At 45.2% G+C, this 23,563-nt stretch carries 24 protein-coding genes, 3 tRNA genes and 2 pseudogenes; 3 read left to right on the forward strand and 26 right to left on the reverse strand.

Features of this window, described 5'->3' with window-relative positions:
- Positions 1–217: 217 nt before the first annotated feature.
- From asnS to ACTNA4_RS12920, 13 genes and pseudogenes are all read right to left on the reverse strand, one after another.
- Positions 218–1,609 (reverse strand): asparagine--tRNA ligase, encoded by a 1,392-nt coding sequence (gene asnS / locus ACTNA4_RS12860; RefSeq protein ID WP_427807514.1) that lies wholly within the window; start codon positions 1,607–1,609, stop codon positions 218–220.
- 79 nt (positions 1,610–1,688) lie between these two features.
- Positions 1,689–1,943, reverse strand: coding sequence for a barstar family protein (locus ACTNA4_RS12865; RefSeq protein ID WP_427807516.1), 255 nt, complete (start codon positions 1,941–1,943; stop codon positions 1,689–1,691).
- Positions 1,944–2,039: 96 nt separating this feature from the next.
- A complete protein-coding gene (locus tag ACTNA4_RS12870; RefSeq protein WP_441030459.1) occupies positions 2,040–2,942 on the reverse strand; it encodes a DNA/RNA non-specific endonuclease in 903 nt (300 codons plus the stop codon).
- A complete protein-coding gene (locus ACTNA4_RS12875; RefSeq protein WP_427807520.1) occupies positions 2,935–3,387 on the reverse strand; it encodes a ribonuclease Z in 453 nt (150 codons plus the stop codon). The genes ACTNA4_RS12870 and ACTNA4_RS12875 overlap by 8 nt, the downstream gene beginning before the upstream one ends.
- A 142-nt stretch (positions 3,388–3,529) precedes the next feature.
- Complete coding sequence (locus ACTNA4_RS12880) at positions 3,530–4,135, reverse strand: sortase (RefSeq protein WP_441030461.1); 606 nt, start codon at positions 4,133–4,135, stop codon at positions 3,530–3,532.
- Positions 4,125–4,316, reverse strand: coding sequence for an LPXTG cell wall anchor domain-containing protein (locus ACTNA4_RS12885; RefSeq protein WP_441030463.1), 192 nt, complete (start codon positions 4,314–4,316; stop codon positions 4,125–4,127). The genes ACTNA4_RS12880 and ACTNA4_RS12885 overlap by 11 nt, the downstream gene beginning before the upstream one ends.
- 53 nt (positions 4,317–4,369) lie before the next feature.
- A pseudogene (locus tag ACTNA4_RS12890) lies at positions 4,370–4,840 on the reverse strand (IS91 family transposase); the annotation flags it as partial.
- Positions 4,833–5,702: a tyrosine-type recombinase/integrase gene (locus ACTNA4_RS12895; protein ID WP_441024464.1), complete on the reverse strand. Its 870-nt coding sequence runs from the start codon at positions 5,700–5,702 to the stop codon at positions 4,833–4,835. The gene ACTNA4_RS12895 and the pseudogene ACTNA4_RS12890, both read right to left, overlap by 8 nt.
- Before the next feature lie 296 nt (positions 5,703–5,998).
- Positions 5,999–6,535: a tyrosine-type recombinase/integrase gene (locus tag ACTNA4_RS12900; protein WP_441030465.1), complete on the reverse strand. Its 537-nt coding sequence runs from the start codon at positions 6,533–6,535 to the stop codon at positions 5,999–6,001.
- Positions 6,536–6,756: 221 nt separating this feature from the next.
- Positions 6,757–7,422, reverse strand: a complete 666-nt coding sequence (locus tag ACTNA4_RS12905) for a peptidylprolyl isomerase (protein WP_427807540.1) — start codon at positions 7,420–7,422, stop codon at positions 6,757–6,759.
- 5 nt (positions 7,423–7,427) lie between these two features.
- Entirely contained in the window at positions 7,428–8,309 is an 882-nt protein-coding gene (locus tag ACTNA4_RS12910; RefSeq protein WP_427807542.1) for a hypothetical protein, read from the reverse strand.
- A gap of 96 nt (positions 8,310–8,405) precedes the next feature.
- Positions 8,406–8,476: transfer RNA gene (locus tag ACTNA4_RS12915), tRNA-Gly, on the reverse strand.
- Between the two features lie 141 nt (positions 8,477–8,617).
- The gene (locus tag ACTNA4_RS12920) at positions 8,618–9,964 is read right to left on the reverse strand and encodes an MATE family efflux transporter (protein WP_441025301.1); all 1,347 of its coding nucleotides are present in this window, start codon (positions 9,962–9,964) and stop codon (positions 8,618–8,620) included.
- A gap of 241 nt (positions 9,965–10,205) precedes the next feature.
- Here ACTNA4_RS12920 and pepI point away from each other — a divergent pair, with 241 nt between their 5' ends.
- Positions 10,206–11,087, forward strand: coding sequence for a proline iminopeptidase (pepI, locus tag ACTNA4_RS12925; RefSeq protein WP_427807548.1), 882 nt, complete (start codon positions 10,206–10,208; stop codon positions 11,085–11,087).
- A 21-nt stretch (positions 11,088–11,108) separates the two neighbouring features.
- Positions 11,109–11,978 carry a DMT family transporter gene (locus tag ACTNA4_RS12930; RefSeq protein WP_441017626.1) on the forward strand — a complete coding sequence of 290 codons (870 nt, stop codon included), beginning with the start codon at positions 11,109–11,111 and terminating at the stop codon, positions 11,976–11,978.
- 3 nt (positions 11,979–11,981) lie between these two features.
- Here ACTNA4_RS12930 and ACTNA4_RS12935 read toward each other — a convergent pair whose 3' ends face one another.
- The 10 genes and pseudogenes from ACTNA4_RS12935 to ACTNA4_RS12980 all read right to left on the reverse strand — a co-directional run bounded on the left by ACTNA4_RS12935 (position 11,982) and on the right by ACTNA4_RS12980 (position 21,764).
- A complete protein-coding gene (locus tag ACTNA4_RS12935) occupies positions 11,982–12,557 on the reverse strand; it encodes an ATP-binding cassette domain-containing protein (protein ID WP_441030467.1) in 576 nt (191 codons plus the stop codon).
- Positions 12,558–12,569: 12 nt separating this feature from the next.
- Positions 12,570–13,358 (reverse strand): ABC transporter permease, encoded by a 789-nt coding sequence (locus ACTNA4_RS12940; RefSeq protein WP_441030469.1) that lies wholly within the window; start codon positions 13,356–13,358, stop codon positions 12,570–12,572.
- Positions 13,333–14,370 (reverse strand): ABC transporter substrate-binding protein, encoded by a 1,038-nt coding sequence (locus tag ACTNA4_RS12945; protein WP_441030471.1) that lies wholly within the window; start codon positions 14,368–14,370, stop codon positions 13,333–13,335. Before ACTNA4_RS12945 ends, ACTNA4_RS12940 begins: the two co-directional genes overlap by 26 nt.
- A 29-nt stretch (positions 14,371–14,399) precedes the next feature.
- Complete coding sequence (locus ACTNA4_RS12950) at positions 14,400–15,275, reverse strand: aldose 1-epimerase family protein (RefSeq protein ID WP_441030473.1); 876 nt, start codon at positions 15,273–15,275, stop codon at positions 14,400–14,402.
- Between the two features lie 65 nt (positions 15,276–15,340).
- Entirely contained in the window at positions 15,341–15,853 is a 513-nt protein-coding gene (locus ACTNA4_RS12955) for a transcription repressor NadR (protein ID WP_427819501.1), read from the reverse strand.
- A gap of 27 nt (positions 15,854–15,880) precedes the next feature.
- Entirely contained in the window at positions 15,881–16,732 is an 852-nt protein-coding gene (nadC, locus tag ACTNA4_RS12960; protein WP_427819499.1) for a carboxylating nicotinate-nucleotide diphosphorylase, read from the reverse strand.
- Positions 16,733–16,767: 35 nt separating this feature from the next.
- Entirely contained in the window at positions 16,768–17,961 is a 1,194-nt protein-coding gene (locus tag ACTNA4_RS12965; RefSeq protein ID WP_441030499.1) for an L-aspartate oxidase, read from the reverse strand.
- A gap of 30 nt (positions 17,962–17,991) precedes the next feature.
- Positions 17,992–18,528 (reverse strand): annotated as a pseudogene (locus ACTNA4_RS12970) (quinolinate synthase NadA); the annotation flags it as partial.
- Positions 18,529–18,937: 409 nt separating this feature from the next.
- A complete protein-coding gene (locus ACTNA4_RS12975) occupies positions 18,938–20,296 on the reverse strand; it encodes an MATE family efflux transporter (protein WP_441030476.1) in 1,359 nt (452 codons plus the stop codon).
- Position 20,297: 1 nt separating this feature from the next.
- A complete protein-coding gene (locus ACTNA4_RS12980) occupies positions 20,298–21,764 on the reverse strand; it encodes an ATP-binding protein (protein WP_441030478.1) in 1,467 nt (488 codons plus the stop codon).
- Between the two features lie 367 nt (positions 21,765–22,131).
- On the opposite strand from ACTNA4_RS12980, the gene ACTNA4_RS12985 reads away from it, so the two are divergent.
- Positions 22,132–22,689: a hypothetical protein gene (locus ACTNA4_RS12985; RefSeq protein ID WP_441030480.1), complete on the forward strand. Its 558-nt coding sequence runs from the start codon at positions 22,132–22,134 to the stop codon at positions 22,687–22,689.
- 62 nt (positions 22,690–22,751) lie between these two features.
- Here the strand turns inward: ACTNA4_RS12985 and ACTNA4_RS12990 are convergent, their stop codons facing one another.
- The 3 genes from ACTNA4_RS12990 to ACTNA4_RS13000 form a co-directional block, all read right to left on the reverse strand.
- On the reverse strand, positions 22,752–23,153 hold the full coding sequence (locus ACTNA4_RS12990) for a type II toxin-antitoxin system HicB family antitoxin (protein WP_441030482.1): 402 nt from the start codon (positions 23,151–23,153) through the stop codon (positions 22,752–22,754).
- A 163-nt stretch (positions 23,154–23,316) separates the two neighbouring features.
- A tRNA-Leu gene (locus ACTNA4_RS12995) sits at positions 23,317–23,402 on the reverse strand.
- 70 nt (positions 23,403–23,472) lie between these two features.
- Positions 23,473–23,554, reverse strand: a tRNA-Tyr gene (locus ACTNA4_RS13000).
- Positions 23,555–23,563 lie beyond the last annotated feature (9 nt).

Here is a 23,563-nt window from a genome sequence, read left to right on the forward strand (position 1 = left end):
CAGCGCCCTGAGCCCCCGGAGGGCCTTCCGTCTTATATATTTGCAATTTTCAAGGTTCGTTTGAGCCTGTTTTTTTCGGCCCAGTTTTTCATAGATTACTTGACACTACCTCTTATGCCCCCTCAAGCCTTCTTCTCATCTTTCCACTGATGTACAGAGTAAAACATCGCCGCAGCTGGCGCCTCTTAAGCCTCCATCTGCGGCGTTTTCTCACTTTCTAAAGTTCACAGTTATTAACCGTTCTCGGGAACGGAATCACATCGCGAATATTGGACATACCGGTGAGATACATGATGCATCTCTCGAATCCCAGACCAAATCCTGCATGTCTTGTGGAACCATATTTTCTCAAATCCAGATAGAACTGATAATCTTCCGTTTTCAGGTTCAGTTCCTTCATACGGGCAAGAAGCTTGTCGTAGTCATCCTCCCTCTGACTTCCTCCGATGATCTCACCGATTCCCGGAACCAGACAGTCCACAGCTGCAACCGTCTTGTTATCATCGTTCATCTTCATATAGAACGCTTTGATCTCCTTCGGATAATCTGTCACAAATACCGGGCGCTTGAATACCTGTTCTGTCAGATACCGCTCATGCTCGGTCTGAAGATCTGTTCCCCAGGATACCTTATATTCAAAATTCTCATTATTCTTTTCCAGAATCTCAATTGCTTCGGTGTAAGTCACACGGGCAAACTCAGAATTAACCACATTATTCAGCCGCTCCAGAAGCCCCTTGTCCACAAATGAATTGAAGAAATTCATCTCTTCCGGTGCATTTTCCATCACGTAACGAATAATATATTTCAGCATGCTCTCTGCAAGTATCATGTCATCATCCAGATCCGCAAATGCGATCTCCGGTTCGATCATCCAGAACTCAGCCGCATGGCGGGTTGTATTGGAATTCTCTGCACGGAACGTAGGCCCGAAGGTATAAATATTCCGGAACGCCTGTGCAAATGTCTCTCCGTTCAGCTGTCCGCTTACCGTCAGATTGGTTTCCTTATTAAAGAAATCCTTTGTGTAATCTACAGTTCCGTCCGGATTCTTCGGCAGATTCTCCAGATCCAGTGTGGTAACGCGGAACATCTCTCCCGCTCCCTCACAGTCACTTCCGGTGATCAGCGGTGTATGCACATACACAAATCCTCTTTCCTGGAAGAATTTGTGGATCGCATACGCGGTCAGGGAACGAACACGGAATACAGCCTGGAATGTATTCGTTCTCGGGCGCAAATGTGAAATTGTTCTCAAATATTCGAAACTATGGCGTTTCTTCTGAAGCGGATAATCCGGAGCAGATGCTCCTTCAATCTCAATCTCTTCCGCCTGAATCTCAAAAGGCTGCTTTGCTTCCGGAGTTGCCACCAGTGTTCCCCTTACAATAATGGCTGCCCCTACATTCAACTTGGAAATCTCTGCAAAGTTCGGCATTGCATCGTGATAAACCACCTGCAGCGTTTCAAAGAATGATCCATCATTTACAACGATAAATCCGAAAGATTTGGATCCGCGCACACTGCGAACCCAGCCACCGATCGTGACTTCCTTGTCCAAGTATTCTTCCCGGGATTTGTATAGTTCTTTAATCGTTATTAAATTCATTGGTAAAACCCTCCGTCCATATCATTACATTATTTTTAAGTATAACATTATTCTCGATATTTTGAAAGGGTTATTTCGTCTACTCCAAAGTTATGATGATATCATCATTCTCCCGTCCGGCATCCCGGAACACCTGCATGATCTCCTGAAAATATTCGCTGCGTCCCGTGCTGTGAAATACTTCTATATGCGTATTCTGCATATCATTCAGGCAGTCCTGCAGCGTATCCAGGTTATTCTCATACCGGTCCGGAAGATCCAGTTTCTCCTTGATGTACTGATGTGCTTTCTCCGGCTCCTCCATATATAACCCATTCAAAATGACTGACTTCATCTGCAAATCCTCCTTTTCCAGTTTTCTAGATTCTGGTTTCCCTATTCCGGAATCAATTCTAGGATTTGCAGTTTTATCGGAAATATACACGTTTCTCTACGGCTTGCATCTTCCACAAGGCTCATATCCCTGCGCAATCAGCTCCGTACGGGTTCCGGTATACTCCTCTTTATTTTCTTTCTTGATCTCTTCTGCTCCCCCGCAAGAAGAAAAGTGAAATTTTTTCGTGTTTGTGTTAAGAATATAATTATTTTTCCGATCAGAATTTACTGTTTCTTTCGTATCCTCAGCTTCCCGACTGTCGCCTGTGGCATAATCCACTTCAATTCCCGGCTGAACGTTGTACACATATACGTTATAACAGATCTCTTCTCCGTCATCTTCCACAGACTTGGCTTCCATCTGCACACCGGACGCAACCAGATTATCCCCCTCGAAAACCGGTGTCACACGATACATCACATGGTTCCCTGTCTCACGGATATAATCCGCCACCATATTCTCAAACGGAAGCATCCCTTCCACATTCATATAGCGTGTTCCTGTAATCAGATTTTCTTCATTTGCGTTCTCCGCCGTAAGCTGATATCCAATCAAATGACAGCGGTTGTACAAATATTTTCCATCCACATTATCGTATTTCACCGTCTGCCAGCCGGACGGTTTCACCTGGCCGATATTTCCCCTTTTCTCCGTGGGCATCAGTTCTTCGCCGATCACAGCCTCTGCCACCCCGCATCTTCCCAATCCGTCCAGCTCACTGTAAGATTCATATGCCTCCGGCTGCAGCTCATCCTCTGTAAAATCCGGCTCATCATCGTTGATGACCACATAAGGTTCTCCGTCATATTCCTGAACCTGCGCGACCGAGCTTGCACCGGAATTCTCCCACATCTGCGCATTTTCTTCCGCAAAAATTCCCGCCTCCTCACATCCCGCCAGCGAAAATGCAAGAAGAGTGCAAAGTGCAATAGTAATGATTCTATTTCTTTTAATCATTCTGTTTTTCTCCCCTTATGTAAATCTCTTTCGTGATCTTTTCATGTGATTTGCCCCTCATATCCACACTTTCTGTCTTTTCCCACTCCTCAAGCTGCAGGTCCAGATACTGATCCGCCGGATATCTCCGATTCCAATGATATACGATCAGTTTTTCAATTCTGGAAACGTATGGCTTCAGTTCTGCATTTTCTACAAAACAGTATTCTCCCTCCTGTGCCATCTCCAGAAACTGTTCTGAGCTTATGATCTGCATATCACCGGCTTCCTCTCTGTCTCTCAGTTCTCCTGCCGATGCAAATAATTTTTCCGAAAATGGATGAATCCAAAGTTTTCCGTCTCCGCAGATCTTACGGATGTCTCCCGTTACCACTTTATCGCGGCTCTGTCTGCGCTTGTTGAACATCATGCCTCCGGCATCGTCAATACATAGAATTACTATCATAAACCTTATATTCTCCCCTTTTCTGCTGGTTACCTATGATATACTGAAAAAGTGTCTTGTTGGAAGTCTAACATATCCTGTAACGGATTTCAACACCCGTATTATTTTCCTGCCCTAATCCTTCTTATAATTAGCAGGCATTCTATATATTCATCCTCAAGCACCGTATCGTCGTCCTGCTCTGCCCACTTAATGTACAGGTAAAGAGCGTCAGATCCCAGTCTCCACTCATCATCTCATCCACGGCCACCCCCTGAAGTACTTCCATCTCCGCCACTTCATATGAAAATTCATTTCCATCCACATCTTTGAAAAGAACAGGGTCTCCAGCCTGCAGTTTACTCAGATTTCCAAAGAAAGAAACGTAATTGTGTGCGGCAATAATCAGATCATCCTTATACGCGGAGCCTTCATAACGGCAAGGTGCAATCTTCAGACTCGGGGGGCTTAGGCTGCTGACGACCGGAAGTTCCAGATTCAAAGACGGAATCTGAAGAACCCCGATATACTCCACGCCATCAATCCGCTGCACCGGCATCTCCATATCCGGATTCAAAATATAATCCGGTATTTCCGGTTCATCTTCCTGTTCCTCCTCATCCTGCTCCTCTATCCGGATTTCATCCAATGCCTGACGGGCAGAACACTTTGCCCGATATTCATCATAAATATTATATCCTGTAAGGAAAAAGGCTGCCGCAATCAGCAGCAGCCCTGACAGGATAAAAATAATCCCTTTATTTTTCATGTGTATTTCCTCTCCGACGCAGCACTCCGATTACTATAAGGAGCAAGCCTCCGGCCACAAGTACCGGAACCGGCCACCAGAGCTGTCCAGTCTGCGGGAGCGTAGGATTTCCGGGTTGATCCGGATTTTCAGGTTGTTCCGGATTTTCAGGGGTACCCTCATCATACGTATTTGTCACCACAAATGTGGTACCTTCCTGCGTCACCAAAACCGTATAATCTTCCAGTTCCTTTGCGGGTGGTAAGAAAGATTGGATGCCCACGTATGCATAATGCTGATAAATCCGGGGGTGCCTCCCATATGGGAAGGGTCTTCTGAAAGCTCCTGGATGGTTTCTGCCACAGCATGAAAAAAGAGAGAATACAACTCTTTCTGATTACAGTAGATCAATGGGTTCAACTCACTTAGACAGGTAAAGACAAGGTGGTAATAATCAATGTCCAATACATGTTCATTCTGTGCATCAACCCATAATTCATTCGCTAACGCCTGGCACATCGGACAGGATCTGTCACGGCAGGAATTGTTATGGTACTGGATATGTCCGCATGTGTCACATTCAGAGATATTGGCTCCATATGCACCAGTCTTGCAGTTTAGGATATGATGTACGGTTTTTGCCTGACTTGCAGTGGGTGTGTAAGAGTCCAGATATTTCGGATAGAAATGCCGGAGGACATCCTGCATGGTAGGATTATCATTCATCACGGCTGCCCTCCCCATCCTTTTTTTCAAAAGTATCAAAGGGACTCCGGATACCCATAAGTGCTTTGGATGTCATCTGCAGATACACATCCGTGGAATTCGGGCTGCGGTGGCCTAACAGTTGTTGGATAAATGTATGGCTGACTCCGTCTTCAAGTGCGTGGCAGGCAAAGCAATGCCTCATTGTATGCGGTGTTACCCCTTCCGGAAGCCCGAGTTTCCGTGCATGATTTTTTATGAATAGTTGAACGGTTGAACTGGTAAGTGGCTCATCCCTTACTGTGCTTGGAAACAGCCATCCCATCGGGCGGTTAAAACGGTACCAGTATTCTGTAAGGATTTCCAGGTTCCTGTCACTTAATATGGTATAGCGGTCCTGTCGATTCTTTGACAATGGAACATGTATCATCATCTGTTTCCTGCGGATATCTTCATAGCGCAGATGGCAGACTTCACTGACCCGAAGACCGGAGGAATACATCGTTGCAGTGATGGCCTTGTGCTTATAGTTATCCATAGAATCAATAAGTAGGTTTACCTGTTCCCGGGTAAGAATTATAGGGAGCTGCCTGTCGCGTTTCATTTTTGGTATTTTTTTGGAATCCCACACATATCCAAGAGTGTATTCAAAGAAGAAACGGATCGCTGCAGTATAGACATTAATTGTGGAAGCTTTTTTGTTCTCATGATCTTTCATGTAGAATATAAATTTCCGAATATCAGCGTAGGTAATGGACATGGCATCCTTATTAGTGAAATCAAGAAATCTTTTCACAAAACGATAATAGTCTTCACATGTATTTGATGTAAAATTTTTTAACTGCATATCCTGCAGTAATTTAAAAAGGTATTTTTCATTCATCGAAATGTCCTCCAATATAGTAAAAGAATTTTCCGTCAAGAAGTCCTTATCCTTATATTTGGAGGCGCATGGGCATCGTAAAAACACTTGTCTAAAATGATAATATATGTTAATCTGTTCATGGCAGTGGTGGTGTCGATCCTGTTTGATTGTTATTTTGTGGTGATTTAACAATACTACTTTTAGGACTTGGCTACCACTGCTTTTTATATTTCAAAGTAAAAACTGCGCCACAGCCTTGGCAGGCCATCGCGCAGCGATTTTGTTCAATGGAAATTATGTAGTATTTTTTATCTCTACACCACAAGCCCAAGCCGTTCAATCTTCTTCCGATGTTCACCACTGGTAGTCATAATATAAATCCGGGTAGTATCAATACTGCTATGCCCCAATATATCCGCCAATTTTGCAATATCTTTCTCAATATTATAAAAAGTCCTTGCAAACAGCTTACGCAAATTATGCGGAAACACCTTGCTCGCCGCTACACCAGCCGCTTCACAGAGCGATTTCATCTGTGCCCAGATATTACTTCGATTCAGCGGATTTCCATTTCGCGTGATAAAGATTGCCCCCGAGAAGATTCTCTTCTTCTTTGCGTAATCCATTAGCTTCCTGCGAAGTTTTCCGGGAAGCAAGATGGTTCTGTTCTTATTTTTACAGCTCACATTCACAACCCCATCGCGAGCCGCTTCTACAGTAAAAAACCGCAGTTCTGATATACGTATTCCTGTACTGCAAATCGTTTCCAATATAAGATGAAGCTGTGGGCGAATGTCTGCCGCATGCAAAAGACGCAGATACTCCCCCTTTGTCAGCTCTTTTTCTTCCAATTTAAATACTCTCGAAATTCTTCCATCATTTCCTGTGTTAATACATGTTCATCCATTTCTGTTTTCCTCCCAAAATATATTTCAAATTCCATACTTCTATTGTATCCACTTTTGCAGCCAAGATGCAAAATACCTGCATCTTGAAATTACCTGTTTTAATACAGAAAAAAAACAGAGGGCCCCGCTATCGCAGAACTCTCTGTCCTTTTTACAACAATATTCTAATCAATCACTTTCACACTTTCAATCACCGGCTGATCCTCTGCAGCCACGGTACCGTTGCTATCCTGCACCGGTGTGTCCTTACAAATCTGATCCACGATCTCCATTCCTTCTGTCACTGTTCCGAACCCGGCATATTCGCCATCCAGATACTGGCTGTCTGACTGCACAATGAAGAACTGGGAACTGGCACTGTCATTCGCATTGGATCTCGCCATGGAGATGGTTCCCCTTACATGGGAAATATCGTTCTTCACTCCATTGCCTTCGAATTCTCCTTTGATTTTCGTATCGGAGCCTCCGGTCCCGTTTCCGTTTGGATCACCGCCCTGAATCATAAATCCATCAATAATTCTGTGGAATGTCAGTCCGTCGTAAAATCCGTCTTCGGCGAGTGTCATGAAATTCTCCACTGTAATCGGAGCCGTATCTGCATCCAGTTCCACCTTGATTGTTCCATAATCTTTTACATTAATCTCTACATGATGTTTTCCGGAAATCGCAGTTTTGTCTTCTGTTGCATCAGATTCCGTTTTTGCGGTTTCGGATTTTTCAGTTCCTGTTTTCTCTTCGCCCGAGGCATCTTTCTTGGCACCGCATCCTACTGTCAGGATACCCGCCACAAGAGCCACACTCAATAAGCGAATCCATTTTCTTTTCTTCATCCATTTCATTCTGACTTTTGCTCCTTTTTCGTTTCTTCTTTTTTCACCTGTTCCTTATCTAATTCGCTTTCTTCCACAATTTTAAGGAAATCACGCTCTTTCTTTTTCAAGGTTGGTATAAAACGTGCTGCCACTTTTCCTTGCCCTTTCTTCTTCATATAAAAATATCCGATAATAGCAAAAATGACTGCACCAATAAAATTCACAAACAAGTCTTCCATAGTATCATGAAGCCCGATATCCAGATAACCGCCAAGCCCCAGACTCTGACCATTCACTGCAACATCTGTGATTCCCTTTATGGTCGTCGGTACATTTCCGCCATTTGGATCGAGCATTACGGAGCTAATCGTGTGAATAATCGTATCTTTCTGCATATCGAATCCGAAAAAGGAATCCATTGTATATTCAAAGAATTCCCACAAGACTCCGACCGTCATCGAAAAACTAAAAGCCACAACTGACATAAAAGCCGGGGAGAGCTCAAACTTTAATTTTTCTTCCCGGTTCAGGATATCCACCAGAGAGAATCCGATCGCTGCCATCAAAAAACCATTCAGCGTATGTAAGATCATATCCCAATTTGCAATTTTGATGTAATATTCCTGAATTTCTCCCAAAATCTCCGCCGCAAAGATAAACAGCAGAATGATGATCTCCAACGTTGTGGGCAGCTCGATCTTAAGCTGAAGCTGGATCAGGCTCGGCACCACCAGCAAAAACAGCGTCAGTATGCACAGAAACACATTTTCATAATTCCGATTTAAGATCTGCAAAACCATACAGATGATTACAAGTGCACGTAACACCATATAAACAATAAAAGAACTTCTGTGTTCCCGAAGCTCCATTTCCAGTGCCTTTTTAATCCGTTCTGATTTTTTCATTCGCATTTCCCTTCCGAGGATGCCCCCAACTTTCTCCATCAGCAAACAGCGTATTTCTATTGTTTCCTCTTGTTTCCCAAAAAAGGGTATCAAAAAAGCGGGTGATGGGAATCGAACCCACGTATCCAGCTTGGAAGGCTGGTGTTCTACCATTGAACTACACCCGCATGACTCTTATTATTATAGTGAACAGCTATCATTTTGTCAAGTACTTTTTTATCGTTCTTTATTTCTTGACCAGTTGCTGTTCCTAATTGCTTGTATATAATACCAAACAGCAACTGGTTTTGTCAAGCTTTTATTTCAATTTATTCATCAATTTCTTCCCTCGGTATCCATTTCGCCTTCCAGGCATAGAGAACCATCAGTGATGCTCCGATGATCCATGAGATTGGATATGCCATAAAGATCCATTTCATCTCACCAAATCTGGGTACTGTAACGTTCAGCCAGATGATCCGGTAAATGCAAAGCGAAAAAATGATAATAAACATCGGTGGCAGTGTTTTTCCTGTTCCGCGGATGGATCCTGCCAGAATCTGCATAATCGCAAGTATAAAATAGAATGGGCAGAAAAACCGCAGAATATATACACCCAGTTCCACCACATGCGGATCGTCCACAAAAATATGCAGGATGTTCCCTCCGAAGAGAAACAACAGAGTTCCCGAACACAGCGAGTAAATGACTCCCATGCTTACGGATACCAGAACGCCTTTCTTCACCCGGTCATAGCGTTTAGCCCCTACATTCTGTCCGGCAAATGTTGTCGCCGCCATTCCGAAGCTTAGCACCGGAAGGATATTGAATCCGTCAATCTTAATGTACGCCGCAAATGCCGCCATCAGATCCGCCCCAAAGCGGTTCACATTTGCCTGAATCACAACATTGGAAAAAGAAATTACCATATTCTGAATTCCAGCCGGGATGCCGATCCGAATGATTCTGGCGGCCATAATCTTATCCAACCGGATGCTCCTCAGTTTTAAACGATACAGATCCTTACTTTTCATCAAGTACTGCAGAATACATACACAGGAAATAAACTGCGCAATATCTGTAGCAAGTGCTACCCCTTCTACACCCATATGAAATACAACTACAAAAATCCAGTCCAGAACAATGTTGGATCCGGCAGCAATCATCAGATACTGCAATGCTTTTGCCGAATTTCCCACCGCATTCAGAATTCCTGCGGCATAATTATAAACGACGGAAAACAGCATTCCACCAAAAAAAATCCGCATATAAAGCACCGCCTGCGGCAGCACTTCCTTTGGTGTTCCCATCCAGTTCAGAAATATCGGAGCTGCCGATATGCCAATCGCCATCATGATAAGTCCGAAAATAATTGCGATTGCAACAGTTGTGTGAACAGCTTTCTCTACTCCTCTCTCATCTTTGGCACCATATTGCTGCGCGATCACAACTCCCGCACCCACAGATGCCCCAATACAAAATGCCAGCAACAGATCGATCAATGCACCACAGGCCCCGACTGCCGCGAGTGCATGCTTTCCTATATAATTTCCTACGATAATAGAATCGACCGTGTTATAAAGCTGCTGAAATAGATTTCCCAGAATCAACGGTACTGCAAATCGGATCAATTGGCGCCAGATACTTCCTTCTGTCATTGATGTCGACTTTTCCACCTTTCTTCCCCCTCTCCATACAATTCTCCTCTAAGACTTCCTCTCCCAGTATAACGAATTCTTCCGCATCACGCAACCTTCTTCTCTCTTCTTCTGTCTTTCCCTGTAGCCATCTTCTGTATTCTTTTTGATTCATTCATTGTATTGCTTTTTTCCAAATGCTATAATAACAATGCCGGAGCAAATTTGCTCCAAATGTCTGAAAAGAATGAAAATGAAAAACTTCAGGAGGTACAAAAGAATGAAAATTACAGAAGGCTATATGCCTTTCATGGGATATCAGACCTATTACCGCATAGCCGGCGAATGTACCGGAAACAAAAAGCCTCTGCTTTTACTCCACGGCGGTCCCGGCTCTACACACAATTATTTCGAATTATTGGATGAGCTTGCGGAAGACGGCCGCGCCATCATTTCCTACGATCAGCTCGGATGCGGAAATTCTTATCTGGACGGTCATCCGGAATTGTGGTGTTCCGAGACATGGGACAACGAATTAATGGCACTTAGAAAGCATCTGGGACTGACCGAACTTCACCTGCTCGGTCAGTCATGGGGCGGTATGCTTGCCATCGAATATCTCTGCGATTACAAACCGGATGGGATCAAATCCGTCATCCTCTCCAGCACGCTTCCTTCTTCTCAATTATGGGCACATGAACAGCACCGATTGATCAGCTTCATGTCCAGGGAAGATCAGGATGCAATCGCACGTGCCGAAGAAAGCGGCAATTTCGATGATCCGGATTATCTTGCAGCCAACGACCGGTTCATGCTGCTGCACTGCGCCGGTGCGGTGACAGAAGATGCACCGGAATGTCTGCGACGTCCGAAAAAATCCGGAAAAGAGGCCTATCTGTACGGCTGGGGTCCGAATGAATTTACACCGTCAGGAAGCCTTGCAAATTGGGAATATCGTGAAAAGATCGGAAATATCCAGGAACCGGCACTGATCATCAATGGCACCAACGATCTCTGCACCCCGCTTGTTGCCAAGACCATGTATGATGCCATTCCGAATTCCCGTTGGGAACTCTTCGATGGATGCCGCCATATGTGCTTTGCAGAAGACACAAAAAAATACTGTGCGCTCCTTCGTGAGTGGATGGCGCAGCATGATTAACCTTTAGGAGTGACTTTGCATATGACTAAAAAGCAAAAAGGGATCCTGTTTATCATTACTTCTGCGTTTTGTTTTTCCCTAATGAATATGTTTGTAAAGTTATCAGGAGACTTACCTTCCGTACAGAAAAGTTTCTTTCGAAACCTTGTAGCAGTTGTTGTCGCCGCAATTCTTCTCAAACGGAGCGGAGCGGCTTTCCGTTGGAAGAAGGGTAATCTGGGTCTGCTCATTGCGCGTTCCGCTTTCGGCACTTTGGGAATTCTGTGCAATTATTATGCGATCAGCCACATGAATCTGGCAGATGCATCGATGCTGAATAAGCTGTCACCGTTTTTCGTCATCCTGTTTTCTTATTTCTTTTTGAAAGAAAAGGTGACCCCGACACAGGCATTCTGTGTGATCGCGGCTTTCCTTGGCAGTCTGTTCATCATCAAACCGGGCTTCGCCTTCGGCGATACCCTTCCGGCTCTGCTCGGATTTTTGGGTGGATTTGGTGCAGGTGCCGCTTATACAGCCGTTCGCGGACTGGGACTGAAAGGAGAAAACGGTTCTTTTATCGTATTCTTCTTTTCTGTCTTCTCATGCGCCGCGATCCTGCCGGTCCTGATCTTCATCTATGAACCGATGAGCCCGCTTCAGCTTCTGTATCTGCTTCTTGCCGGTATCTGTGCTTCCGGCGGACAGTTTGCAATCACCGCTGCTTATGCAAATGCACCGGCAAGTGAGATTTCGATCTACGACTATTCCATCGTGATCTTTGCCAGCATCTGGAGCTTTCTTTTCTGGCATGACATCCCGGATGCGCTTAGTGTGATCGGGTATCTCATCATTTTCGGTTCATCACTGCTTATGTTTTTGTACAACTCCAAACGTGCAAAACAGAGAAATTGAGATTTAGTTAAGATTCAAGATGTCGGCTCCCAGTAGGCCGGCATCTTTTGCATCATGCGTCACAACAATCAACGTCCTTCCCTCAAGACATCTTCGTACGTACTCCGCAGTCAATTTTCTCGTTTCTTCGTCCAGCCCTTTGAATGGTTCATCCATCACCACACAGTCTGCATCTGCAAGAAGAGCCCGGACAATAGCCACTCTTCGTTTCATTCCTCCGCTCAGCTCACGCACCGGTCTCTGATATACTTCTTTCAGATTCACTCCCCGGAACGCCTCCTGAATTTCCGATTCATCCAGTTTTCTTCTCGCAGTTAGGCGGACGTTCGCCGCCGCACTTAGATTCTCGCAGAGCCGGTTTTCCTGAAACACCGCAGCCATTTTCCCATGCGGAACCCCTGCAATTTCTCCCGCATCCGGTTTTTCCAGACCAAGCAGCAGATGGATCAACGTCGTCTTCCCGATTCCGGATTCTCCCATGACGCAGGTTGTTTTCCCTTCCGGAAAACAACAGGAAAATCGGTTAAATACATGCAATTCTCCGTAGGATTTACTGAGTTCCTTTATCCTGATATCCATACCGCTCCTCCTCTAATGTTTCTCAATCCGGCCGACGACTGCGCGAAGTCCGGCCAGAAAACATTTCTCAAATAGAAAGCTGATTACAATGATCACGATCGTCCAGGCAAACAGATCCGGTGTATTCAGATAAACTTTCGCATGATACAGTTTTTCTCCGATCGAGCCAGAGGGCACACCGATCACCTCCGCCGCAACTCCCGCCTTCCAGCAGAGCCCGAGTCCCAATGTACAGGCTGTTAGAAGATAGGGCAGAATCTGGGAAATGTAGATATAGCAGATCCGTTTGCCCATTCCGACGCCAAATATATCCGCCATTTCCAAAAGCTTCCTGTCTGTCTGGCGGATTCCCTGCAGAATATTCGTGTACACCACCGGAAGCACCATCAGAAAGGAGATAAATACCGACAGATTTCTGGATGGTATCCAGATCAGACACAAAATAATAAAGGAAGCCACCGGTGTCGACTTGATCACCGTGATCAGCGGACCAAAGAGGACCGCCGCGAAGGAAAACCGATACGCGACCACAGCCAGGATACAGCCTGTCACCAGCGCGAGCAGAAACCCGAGTACGATTCTTCCGAAGCTGAACCCGACAGACTTCCAGAAATCGTAAGTCACGATCAGCTCTCCCAGTTTCTTTATAACAGAAACAGGAGATGCCAAAAGGATCTCCTGTCCAAGCCACATACTGACCAGCTGCCAGACTGCGATCCAGAACGCAGCCGCCAGCACCTGTATTCCGTATTTTTTCATCCATGAATCTCTACGTTTATCGTTTGTAATAGAACGCATCATCCGGTACACTTCCTCCAATGATCTGTGGATTCTGTTCCAACAGTGTATTCAGATAACCGGACAGCATCGTCTTCAATTCATCACCCTCAATAAATACGATACTACATTCCGGGATTGCTTTTACTGCAACTTCCTTCGTAACAATTTCATGTGCCCCGATAATCTCTGCCGCAGCCTCCACATCACTGTTTACAAAATCGACGGATTTTTCATAGGCATCCATGAAGATCTTCACGTCGTCTTCATGTTCCTTCAGATATTCATTCCGCACGATTACAACGCCGGTGATCAGACGGCTTCCATCGTCGATACTGCTTTCCCAGAGTTCGTTGAGATCCAGGGCCACTCGCAGATTCTCATTTTTCATGAGTGCCGTAGTCACGAACGGCTGCGGAAGAAGTCCGACTGCTGCCGTATCTGCTGCCAGTGCCGCGACGACCTCTGCATGCTCGGATTTGTATTCAACCGTCACATCCTTCTCCGGATCCAGGCCATTTGCCTTCAATACCGAATTCAATGCATATTCCGGCGTTGCTCCTTTGCCGCTGGAATAGATTGTTTTCCCTTTCAGATCCGCCGCCGAATGGATTGTATCGCCATTTTCCACCAGATACAATACGCCCAGCGTATTCGCAGCCAGTACACTAATCTGCTTCTCCGTCTTCTGATAAAGAGTCGCTGCAAGGTTTGCAGGAATCGCTGCAATATCTACCTGTCCCTGTACAACCATCGGAACCATTTCATCCGGAGATGCCACAATAGAAACATTATAGTTTTCATCGTCAAGCAACTGTGCCATTCCCATCGCAGTAGGGCCTTTCATTGCACCAATGTTGATCACCGCTGACGGTTTTGCCTCCTCCGGCTCTTTATTCTCTTCTTCTGTCTCTGCCTCCTGCTGCTCCTCTTCTTTCACATCTTCCTTCGCATCTTCCCTGGAACCGCATCCGGATAATGCAGCCACACCCATGCAAAGGACAAGAAGCAGTGCTGTCAATTTTTTCTTCTTCATATCCTTCTCCTTTTTTACCCTTTTCGGCTTTATACGCAAATCTGATATGCCGCAGTGAAGATTTCTCCGGCTTTCAGAACATTGCCCCATTCTCTTTCTTCCAGTTTCTGTCCGAAATCCGCCCGGTCACTTCTTCCGTACCAGGGTTCAATGCAGACAAACGGCGCATGCTTCCCTGCCGGTGACCAGATTCCGAATAGAGGCGCTTCAAACTTAACTTCCAGATATTTTTCACCTTCCGGCGTATACAAAGCAACTTTATGGGCCTGATCATGTTCCACGATCAGCGCATCCTCATCAAATAGCGAATCTGTAATCTGCAGCATTCCGTCCGTGAGTTCCAGCACCTTCGTCCTCTCGGACACCGTGCCGTTCTCATCCAGCACACTGGCCGTAAGCGGCTCACAAGTATCGAACCCGATCCGGTAATCCGTCTGTTTCTCTCCCTCTCTCAGCGGACAATTGAACGCCGGATGACCGCCGATGGAGAAATACATCTCCCGATCATTTTTGTTCGTGACTTTCCAGAGCACTTCCACCGCCCGTCCCTGCAGCCTGTATCCCAATTCCAGTCGGAAACCAAACGGATATTTTTCCAGAGTCTCAGGGGAATCTTCCAACGCGAACCAGATTTCATCACCTTTTTCGGATACCAGTTCAAAATCCATATCCCGGGCAAATCCATGCTGAGAAAGTGAATACCATTTTCCATCGAAACAGCTTTGTTTCTCCCTGTAATTTCCCACAAGTGGGAAAAGTATAGGCGAAGTCCGTCCCCAGTATGCCGCATCCCCGCACCACAAATATTCCTGCCCGCTGCAGTTATCTATTAGTGACTTCATCTCTGCCCCATGAGCATCGATCTCCAGCGTCAGACTTTCGTTCCTGATTTGAAACCTTTCCATTATGATTCCCTCTCTTTCTCCTTTTATTCCGGATACAGACTCTTACATCCTGCCCTGCTTTTGTGTTACTGTGCTTCTACCAGATATCCTTTCTGCCTAAGCATATCCTCTATCATATCCAGAGTTTCCTCCGAGTCCGCTTCAACCCGGTGATAATGATAGTTCGAAGTAATATTTTTCAGCGGACTGGACTTTCCGCTTTGTATATCTTCCAGAAATTCCTTCACCTTTCTGCGCGAAGTAATTCCAAGCGGCGCTTCCATTCGTCCGTAAACTCTGTGATTTACCATCACATTGATAATCTTGCCCCCCAGATCCACGATCGAGCACAGTTCATCTTCGAGCTGTTCATCGGTATGATTCACCTTGAAAACTCTCTCTGCCTGGCTCGGTGCATTCAGAATATATCCCCTGTTGGTAGAAATAATATCATATCCTGCTGCCCGGATCAGCGCGATATCCTGTACGATCACCTGCCGGCTCACGTCAAATCTCGCTGCCAGTTCCTTCCCCGAGACCGGAACCATACTGCTGCGGATTGTATTTACAATCTCTTCCCGTCTTTGTGTCCCTGTCATTCTACAAGTCTCCTTTATCAAATTACCCTACACTGCATGCAGATTCTTCATGGAAATATCGAGGATCGGTGCGGAATGTGTCAGCGCCCCACTGGAAATATAGTCCACGCCAATTGCAGTCAGTCTTGCAATATTTTCCTTCGTCACATTGCCGGAGCATTCGGTTTCGGCTCTTCCGTCAATGATACGGACGGCCTCTTTCATCTCCTCCGGTGACATATTATCCAGCATGATAATGTCCGCGCCGGCTTCCAGTGCTTCCCTTACCATATCCAGATTCTCCACTTCCACTTCGATCTTTCTGACAAACGGCGCATATTCCCTCGCCATCTCCACTGCCTTTTTCACACTTCCGGCAGCTCCGATATGATTATCTTTCAAGAGGACTCCATCTGACAAATTATAGCGATGGTTGAAGCCACCTCCGACCCGGACTGCATATTTCTCAAATATACGCATATTGGGGGTTGTCTTTCTGGTATCCAGAAGTTTCGTTTTGCTTCCCTTAAGAAGCTTCACAACCGAATTCGTGTAGGTCGCGATCCCACTCATTCTCTGTAAATAGTTAAGTGCCACACGCTCACCGGAAAGCAACACGCGAATGTCGCCGCGCACCACGCCCATCTGTTCGCCGCTCTTGACCGCATCACCGTCTTTGCAGAAAAATTCCACTTCAGTCCCGGCATCCAACAGCTGAAATACTCTTGCAAATACATTCAGCCCCGCAATGATTCCGTCCTGCTTACAGATCAGCTGTACTTCTCCTCTCACAGCCTCTTTCATAACAGAATTCGTCGTAACATCTTCGCTTGAAATGTCTTCCTTAAGCGCCTCAAGAATTAAATGATCTGCCTGTAATGTCATCGTTATTTCGTTCATCTCTGATTATACACTCCTTGTCCCATCTTTTCCAGTTATTTAACCGATCCTTCCGGCTTTACTTCATTTTTCCGACCGGAAATCCGGTTCGCCGCCCGTTTGGCAAATACCAGACTCTCCAAAAGTGAATTACTCGCCAGCCTGTTCGCCCCATGTACTCCGTTGCAGCTGATCTCCCCGACTGCATACAGATGCTCCATCGAGGTCCGGCTGTCCGAATCCACCCAGATTCCGCCCATAAAATAATGCTGCGCCGGAACAACCGGAATACACTCCCTCGTCACATCGTACCCTTCTTCCAGACAATGCTGATAAATATTGGGGAAATGTTTCAAAATCGTCTCTTTATCAATATGTTCCATGGAAAGCCACACGTAATCCGTACCGTCCTTCTCCATTTCTTCTTTGATCGCTTTCGTCACCACATCCCGCGGAAGAAGTTCATTTACAAAACGCTCTTTCTTCTTATTATATAAGACCGCGCCCTCTCCCCGCACCGACTCAGAAATCAGGAAACGTCTTCCCGGTTTTGTGGAATACAGCGTCGTCGGATGGATCTGAACATAGTCCAGATGTTCCAGACGGATGCCGTGCTTCTTCGCCACATCCAGTGCATCTCCCGTCAAATGCGGGAAATTCGTGGAATGTTTATACCGTCCTCCGATTCCCCCGCTTGCAAGAATCGTATCCGGCGCAAAAATCTTCATTTCCGTTCCATCCTGAGCTGTCGCCACAATGCCCGAACAGATCCCATCTTCCTCCACAACATCCGTCATAGTTGTGTATTCATATATTTTAATATTTTTTCGTTTCTTTACTTGTGTGATTAATTTACTCGTAATCTCTTTTCCCGTAATATCCTCATGAAATAAAATTCTCGGCTTTGAATGAGCCCCTTCGCGTGTAAAGGCTAATTCTCCATTTTCCCTGGCAAAATCCACACCGTATCCGATCAGATCTCTGATAATCTCTCTGGAGCTTCGGATCATAATATCCACCGACTCTTTCCGGTTCTCATAATGCCCCGCCCGCATCGTATCTTCAAAATAACTGTCGTAGTCTTCATCGTCGCGCAGTACACAGATTCCGCCCTGCGCAAGGAACGAATCACTGCTCTCCAGATCCGCTTTTGTGATCATAATGATCTGCTTCTCTTCCGGAAGATTGAGCGCTGCGAACAAACCTCCGACTCCGGTTCCTACGATCACTACATCCGTTTTCATTTCCATCTTTGCCTCCAGCACCTCTTCTGCCTGCAGCCGTTCATGCGTCGGACAGAAGCCTTCATTATAGACAAACTCCTTTTCCGGAACCTGCTCCGCAATATAATGTGCCAGATTCCGATCCGGAATAAAGAAAATATGCTTATTGGGAAGCGCCTTCTCAATCTGAACCGCATTTGCCGAAGTCACACAGACATCCGAATACTTCTTCAGCTCTGCCGTGGAATTGATGTAGCACACCACTGCCAGATCCTCGTATTTCTCCCTCATTTTCTGAATCGTCTCGGCATCTGCCATATGTGCCATCGGACAGTCTGCCTCCATATCCGGCATCAAAACCGTCTTTTCCGGATTCAGCACCTTGGCACTTTCACCCATAAACGAAACTCCACAGAACACGATCGTCTGCTCCTTAAGTCCGACAGCCGCCTTGCTGAGATAGAAAGAATCTCCGATATGATCCGCGATTTCCTGCACTTCCGGCCTCACATAATAGTGCGCCAGAATGACCGCATTTTTTCCTTTTTTAATGCCTGTATTTCTTCTTCTAATGTCATGTCTCTCACCTTTCACTTTGTATGGTATTGTGTTGTTATTCTGCTCCGGGAAATGCTTTCTTTGATTTTGGAATGCCAATCCGAGAATATGAGCTGGGATAAAAGCTCATTGACAGGCATTATATTATATGACATTGCATGTGACAAGACAGTTGATCGATATATGATTAGATTGTAAAGTATTGCTGGGATGTTACGGATTTTCTAGGAGAAAACCATGGGATAATCCATAGAAATGGTGGCTTGTTACGGATTTTTGGAAGAGAAATGCAGAATAATCCGTAAAGGCAATGTTTGTTACGAATTTTGACAATAATATTATAGAATCGCACACAAAACCGAAAGTTATGAAATAAAAAATCATAACAGCAAGGTAAGTTATTCACTTCTTTTCCCTTTTTCAGAATTTCCAATTACTTCCATAATCATTTCAGTTCCTTCAACACACTCAAGCACAACGGCACGGACAACGAAAATGTCAGCACATCCGACACCGTCTGGCACATCTGTACACCCAGAAGCCCGAAAAACTGTGGAAGGATCCAAATCAGCGGTAAAAAGAACAACCCCTGCCTGGCCGCCGCCTGAACAGATGCTTTCAGCGCCTGTCCAATGGTCTGAAGCATCATATTTGACATAACGATCCATGCATTCAATGGAAATACCAGACACTGAAGCCGAAGTGCCAGACTTCCGATCCGCACAACATCAGCGTCCTCGCGGAACAGATGCACAAGCGGCCCCGCAAACACAAATCCCGCCGCCGAGATGACAACCAATACACCAACTGCTGTCTTCACACAGAAGAAAAAAGCCTCCCGGACTCTGTCATACCGCTTCGCGCCATAATTCGTGCCGCACACCGGCTGGAATCCCTGCCCGAATCCAATCAACGCTGAATTCGCAAACATCGCAATCCTTGCCACAATTCCCATCGCCGCAATCGCTGCGTCCGCATAGATCCCGCCATAAATTCCTGCCGTCGTATTCATGCAGATCGTCGCCACACTTCCGAGTCCCTGACGGCAAAGAGACGGCACACCGCCCTTGAATATATTATAAAAATAATGTCCGTTTGGCGTAAAATTCCGGAACGATATCCTGAAATTCCCGCCCTTCATGCTGGCTCTAAGTAATACCAGGAAGCTGACGATCTGGCTGATCACCGTGGCCAAAGCCGCTCCTGCCACTCCCATATGGCATCCAAAGATCAGAATCGGATCCAGCGCAATATTCAAAACAGCTCCGGTCACAATTCCTACCATTGCAAAAGATGCACTCCCCTGAAAACGGAGCTGATTATTGATTACAAGAGAAGACATCATAAACGGCGTACCGATCAGAATGATCCGAAGATAGCTCATTGTATATGGAAGAATCGTTTTCGTGGATCCGAGAAATACCGACAGCGGACGCAGGAAAATCAGTCCCAGCACACCAAGTACAAGCCCCACAATAAATGCAGAAAAAAATCCCGTCGCTGCCATTTTCTTAGCATCCTCAAAATTCTGTTCGCCCAGTTTTCTGGAAATATAGTTGCCCGATCCGTGTCCAAAGAAAAACCCACACGCCTGAATAATTGCCATCACCGAAAAGACAATACCGACCGCTGCCGTCGACTGCGTATTGATCCTTCCCACAAACATCGTGTCTACCATATTGTAAAATGACGTCACCAACATACTGATGATCGTCGGTACCGCCATCTGACTTACCAAACGTGGGATCGGCTCGGTCGTCATGTATTCCACCTTTTGCTCCGCTGACATATCCGCTACTTTCATATTAGAACATCTCTCTTTCCTCTTTTGTCACAAACTTCTGATTCCGGCTTTTCGGTTTCTCTGGTATTGTCATTACAAGTTTTCCACTTGCAAGCAAAGGCTGTACATAATGCTGCATCACATAAAATACAGTATTGATTCCCAGATAATCTGCAATTTCCCTGCGTGTTCTCGGAATTCTGCAAAATTCCAGCAACGTATCCGTTCCACCATTTTGCTCCTTTTCAGCATCGTTTTCCTCTGTCTGCTGTTTGTTGTAAAAAATAACTATAAATTCATTTCGTCGATTAATGAACACAGGAGCCGGTAAGCCTGCTGCCGCCATTTCCCGTCGAATAGTAGGGATACCCGAATAACGATTTTCTGTTTTCAAAAGAAATTCCGACATTGTCGCAAGCGCCGGATTGCGCAGATCAGGCCGGGATTTACCAAGATCCTCAACAGTCATTCTTCCATACAATCCTCCCGGACTATGAATCTCCATGCGATCCGTAAAGAAATTAATCTGGATGGGGGTTCCTTCCGTGAAATGACTGTAATCCCGATGGATCAATGCATTCAAAACTGCCTCACGAATCGCTTCAATAGGATATTCCGTCTTATCCATTCGTTCTCCGGTCCGGGGATCAATAATTGTACGCACCCTCATATTTCGCTTGCAAAACGAAATAGCTTCGGAAAGCATCGCCGGCAAAGTTCCCTCAATCCGTTTATTATCTGAAAATCTTACAGAGTCCTGACTAACATCGCCAATCTCCTGCCCCGGAACAACAATCGCAGTAATTGCAAGCTGTGGAAAATATCCCTGCGGATACAGTCCAAAATTCAAAATTGCCGCCAACGTTGGAATCCCATCCCTCGTAATTGCCAGCATTTCATAAGCCTGTTCCATGCTCAATTTGGAAAAACCCGGTCGTTCTTCTCTCATCCGCAAAAGGTACCCCTGAACCTTATCCTGATCCAGAAGTGACATTTTGGCCCTCTCGATCACTCTTTCATCATCGTGTAAATGCTTTCGAAATGCTTCATAAGTGTATATCTCATAATCTGTCATAGGAAGATCTGCATCTCCGACCCGAACATAGGAACCTTTGATTCGCCCTGCTCCGGAATAATAGCAAGGACGTTCCGTCAGATCCGCAGAAGGAATTTCAGCTGAACAAATGAATTCTCCATCCAACTCGGCCACTGTAAATACCGCCCTAACCGGAGGAATCATCTGATTACATTGCTCTGTTACCTTCTTTTGCAAATCCTGCAGGTCATACACACCAACACAGGCAAAATTTTTTGATTCATCCAGACCAAATAAAATAACTCCGCCTCCGTCCTGATTGGAAAAACTGGATAATGTATCATAAAGTTTTTTAGGGCAGCCTCCATGTGCCGCTTTTACTTCTAACGTTTGAGTCTCAGCTTTTAGATGCATCGTTTGATTTGCTAATTCAATCAACTCTTCGCTTAACATCGTTTTTCACTCCCTTCATTAAACAAAGTATAACAAAATAAGCAAACAAATTCAATTGATTTTGTTTGCTCATTTTATTTTTTGTTTGCTCATTTTTTATTAATATAAATACCATTACTAATATATGCATACTTCTTCAAAAATATGCAAAGTATCTCCTTTGCTCATCAATTTTGTTTGCTTAATCCAATTATTATTTCTTGACTTTTTCATTTCCGACCGATAAAATAACATAATGAAAACACAAATCAATATGGCGATAAACGACACAAGTAGTGCTTTGCACGTAAATCTGATCACGGTACACTCCACTGATTTACTGCAAATGCAATACTTGTTTTTTTATGCCAAAAGGGAGGAAATTTTTATGCCAAGAAACCAGTTTCAGCGAATGATTTTCGCATTACTCACAGTCATTGTCACCGTCCATGCCTATGTATTTTACAGCTTATATGTGGTAAATGGATCTTATTTTTCATCAATAGAAGGGGCTGCCGGTGTTCTGGACGGCATCCGGCTGAATGGAGGAGTCATGATGCTCGGGCGCTTTTGTCCTATATGGGCAGTCATCTTAGTCGAGTTCTGTCTCGCTTATGCATTAGAATGCATAATGGGAAGTCCCTGCTCCTTCAAACTTGCCTGTAAGGTGTTTGACCCCGGAACTACGCATCCTGTTCTGTTTGAGACGGCCATAATCTGTGCCACAGTCGGTCTGATGTGCCCGGCCATGAGCTTTCTGGCTGCGATTTTGTACTATCCATATTATGCGGGCTTCCATATACTTACACTGTTGGCAAACTGGCTGAAGCTGGTATGCTATAACTTTCCATTTGCGTTCTTTACGCAGTTGTTCTTTATACAGCCATTCATTCGCACTCTGTTTAAGATACTGTTTGCCAAAGACATCAAGCGTCGCTTGATTTGAACATTATTTGCTTTAATATATCAAAATAGCACTCAATATCGAGTGCTATTTTGCATGCCGTTCTACTTATTAATTGCTCTCGCAAACAATGCTTCTTGCAACACTTGCGAAAAATTAATTTTTTGTTTTTCTGCATAAGAATTGAGCCATGCTGGAATTGTAACATTTTTCCTTACTGCTTTTTCACCATATCGTTCTGCGTAGGCGTCCATATCAAGTAATACCATGCTTACTTGACCGCCTTCCCTCCTTTCTACGGAATCATAATCAGAAGACTTCGGAACAACATTTCCCTCTTCTAGTTCATCGAGAACCCATCCGCTAGCTGCATCTGTGGCATTTTCAAATGCATCTTCTAAATTTTTTCCTTCCGTAACGCATCCAGGCAAATCCGGAAACTCTACAACATAGCCCCCGCTTCCATCCGAAAAAGGATAGAATACTGCTGGATAAATTAATTTCATTATGATTGCCTCCTTGATTGTATTAACATATATACATCTATATTATGGACATTGCTGAAGTTGTATTCCAGCCTGTCTCATAATCGATTTAACTGTGTCAATATGTAAATCTCCACCATGCTCGGCACACAAAAAAAACCCCGAATTAACGAGGTTTTCCGTGTGCCGCAGACCGGAATCGAACCGGTACGGGTATCGCTACCCACGGGATTTTAAGTCCCGGGCGTCTGCCAGTTCCGCCACTGCGGCAAGAGGTGTTTAACCGGCTTAAATCAAAGAGCATACGTGCTCTGCACTGTCTCTTTTAGCCATACACCAATGGGCGGAGGTGGATTCGAACCACCGAAGCATATTGCAGCAGATTTACAGTCTGTCCCCTTTGGCCACTCGGGAATCCACCCTTCAAATGT

Source organism: Bariatricus sp. HCP28S3_A7 (assembly GCF_052066375.1).
Taxonomy (GTDB): domain Bacteria; phylum Bacillota; class Clostridia; order Lachnospirales; family Lachnospiraceae; genus Allocoprococcus.

What these genes read in the sequence shown, in the direction of transcription:
- asnS (WP_427807514.1), bottom strand. Translation starts at nt 1,609, where the DNA reads ATGAATTTAATAACGATTAAAGAACTATACAAATCCCGGGAAGAATAC.
- ACTNA4_RS12865 (WP_427807516.1), bottom strand. Translation starts at nt 1,943, where the DNA reads ATGAAGTCAGTCATTTTGAATGGGTTATATATGGAGGAGCCGGAGAAA.
- ACTNA4_RS12870 (WP_441030459.1), bottom strand. Translation starts at nt 2,942, where the DNA reads ATGATTAAAAGAAATAGAATCATTACTATTGCACTTTGCACTCTTCTT.
- ACTNA4_RS12875 (WP_427807520.1), bottom strand. Translation starts at nt 3,387, where the DNA reads ATGATAGTAATTCTATGTATTGACGATGCCGGAGGCATGATGTTCAAC.
- ACTNA4_RS12880 (WP_441030461.1), bottom strand. Translation starts at nt 4,135, where the DNA reads ATGAAAAATAAAGGGATTATTTTTATCCTGTCAGGGCTGCTGCTGATT.
- ACTNA4_RS12895 (WP_441024464.1), bottom strand. Translation starts at nt 5,702, where the DNA reads ATGAATGAAAAATACCTTTTTAAATTACTGCAGGATATGCAGTTAAAA.
- ACTNA4_RS12905 (WP_427807540.1), bottom strand. Translation starts at nt 7,422, where the DNA reads ATGAAGAAAAGAAAATGGATTCGCTTATTGAGTGTGGCTCTTGTGGCG.
- ACTNA4_RS12910 (WP_427807542.1), bottom strand. Translation starts at nt 8,309, where the DNA reads ATGAAAAAATCAGAACGGATTAAAAAGGCACTGGAAATGGAGCTTCGG.
- pepI (WP_427807548.1), top strand. Translation starts at nt 10,206, where the DNA reads ATGAAAATTACAGAAGGCTATATGCCTTTCATGGGATATCAGACCTAT.
- ACTNA4_RS12930 (WP_441017626.1), top strand. Translation starts at nt 11,109, where the DNA reads ATGACTAAAAAGCAAAAAGGGATCCTGTTTATCATTACTTCTGCGTTT.
- ACTNA4_RS12935 (WP_441030467.1), bottom strand. Translation starts at nt 12,557, where the DNA reads ATGGATATCAGGATAAAGGAACTCAGTAAATCCTACGGAGAATTGCAT.
- ACTNA4_RS12940 (WP_441030469.1), bottom strand. Translation starts at nt 13,358, where the DNA reads ATGATGCGTTCTATTACAAACGATAAACGTAGAGATTCATGGATGAAA.
- ACTNA4_RS12945 (WP_441030471.1), bottom strand. Translation starts at nt 14,370, where the DNA reads ATGAAGAAGAAAAAATTGACAGCACTGCTTCTTGTCCTTTGCATGGGT.
- ACTNA4_RS12950 (WP_441030473.1), bottom strand. Translation starts at nt 15,275, where the DNA reads ATGGAAAGGTTTCAAATCAGGAACGAAAGTCTGACGCTGGAGATCGAT.
- ACTNA4_RS12955 (WP_427819501.1), bottom strand. Translation starts at nt 15,853, where the DNA reads ATGACAGGGACACAAAGACGGGAAGAGATTGTAAATACAATCCGCAGC.
- nadC (WP_427819499.1), bottom strand. Translation starts at nt 16,732, where the DNA reads ATGAACGAAATAACGATGACATTACAGGCAGATCATTTAATTCTTGAG.
- ACTNA4_RS12965 (WP_441030499.1), bottom strand. Translation starts at nt 17,961, where the DNA reads ATGGAAATGAAAACGGATGTAGTGATCGTAGGAACCGGAGTCGGAGGT.
- ACTNA4_RS12975 (WP_441030476.1), bottom strand. Translation starts at nt 20,296, where the DNA reads ATGAAAGTAGCGGATATGTCAGCGGAGCAAAAGGTGGAATACATGACG.
- ACTNA4_RS12980 (WP_441030478.1), bottom strand. Translation starts at nt 21,764, where the DNA reads ATGTTAAGCGAAGAGTTGATTGAATTAGCAAATCAAACGATGCATCTA.
- ACTNA4_RS12985 (WP_441030480.1), top strand. Translation starts at nt 22,132, where the DNA reads ATGCCAAGAAACCAGTTTCAGCGAATGATTTTCGCATTACTCACAGTC.
- ACTNA4_RS12990 (WP_441030482.1), bottom strand. Translation starts at nt 23,153, where the DNA reads ATGAAATTAATTTATCCAGCAGTATTCTATCCTTTTTCGGATGGAAGC.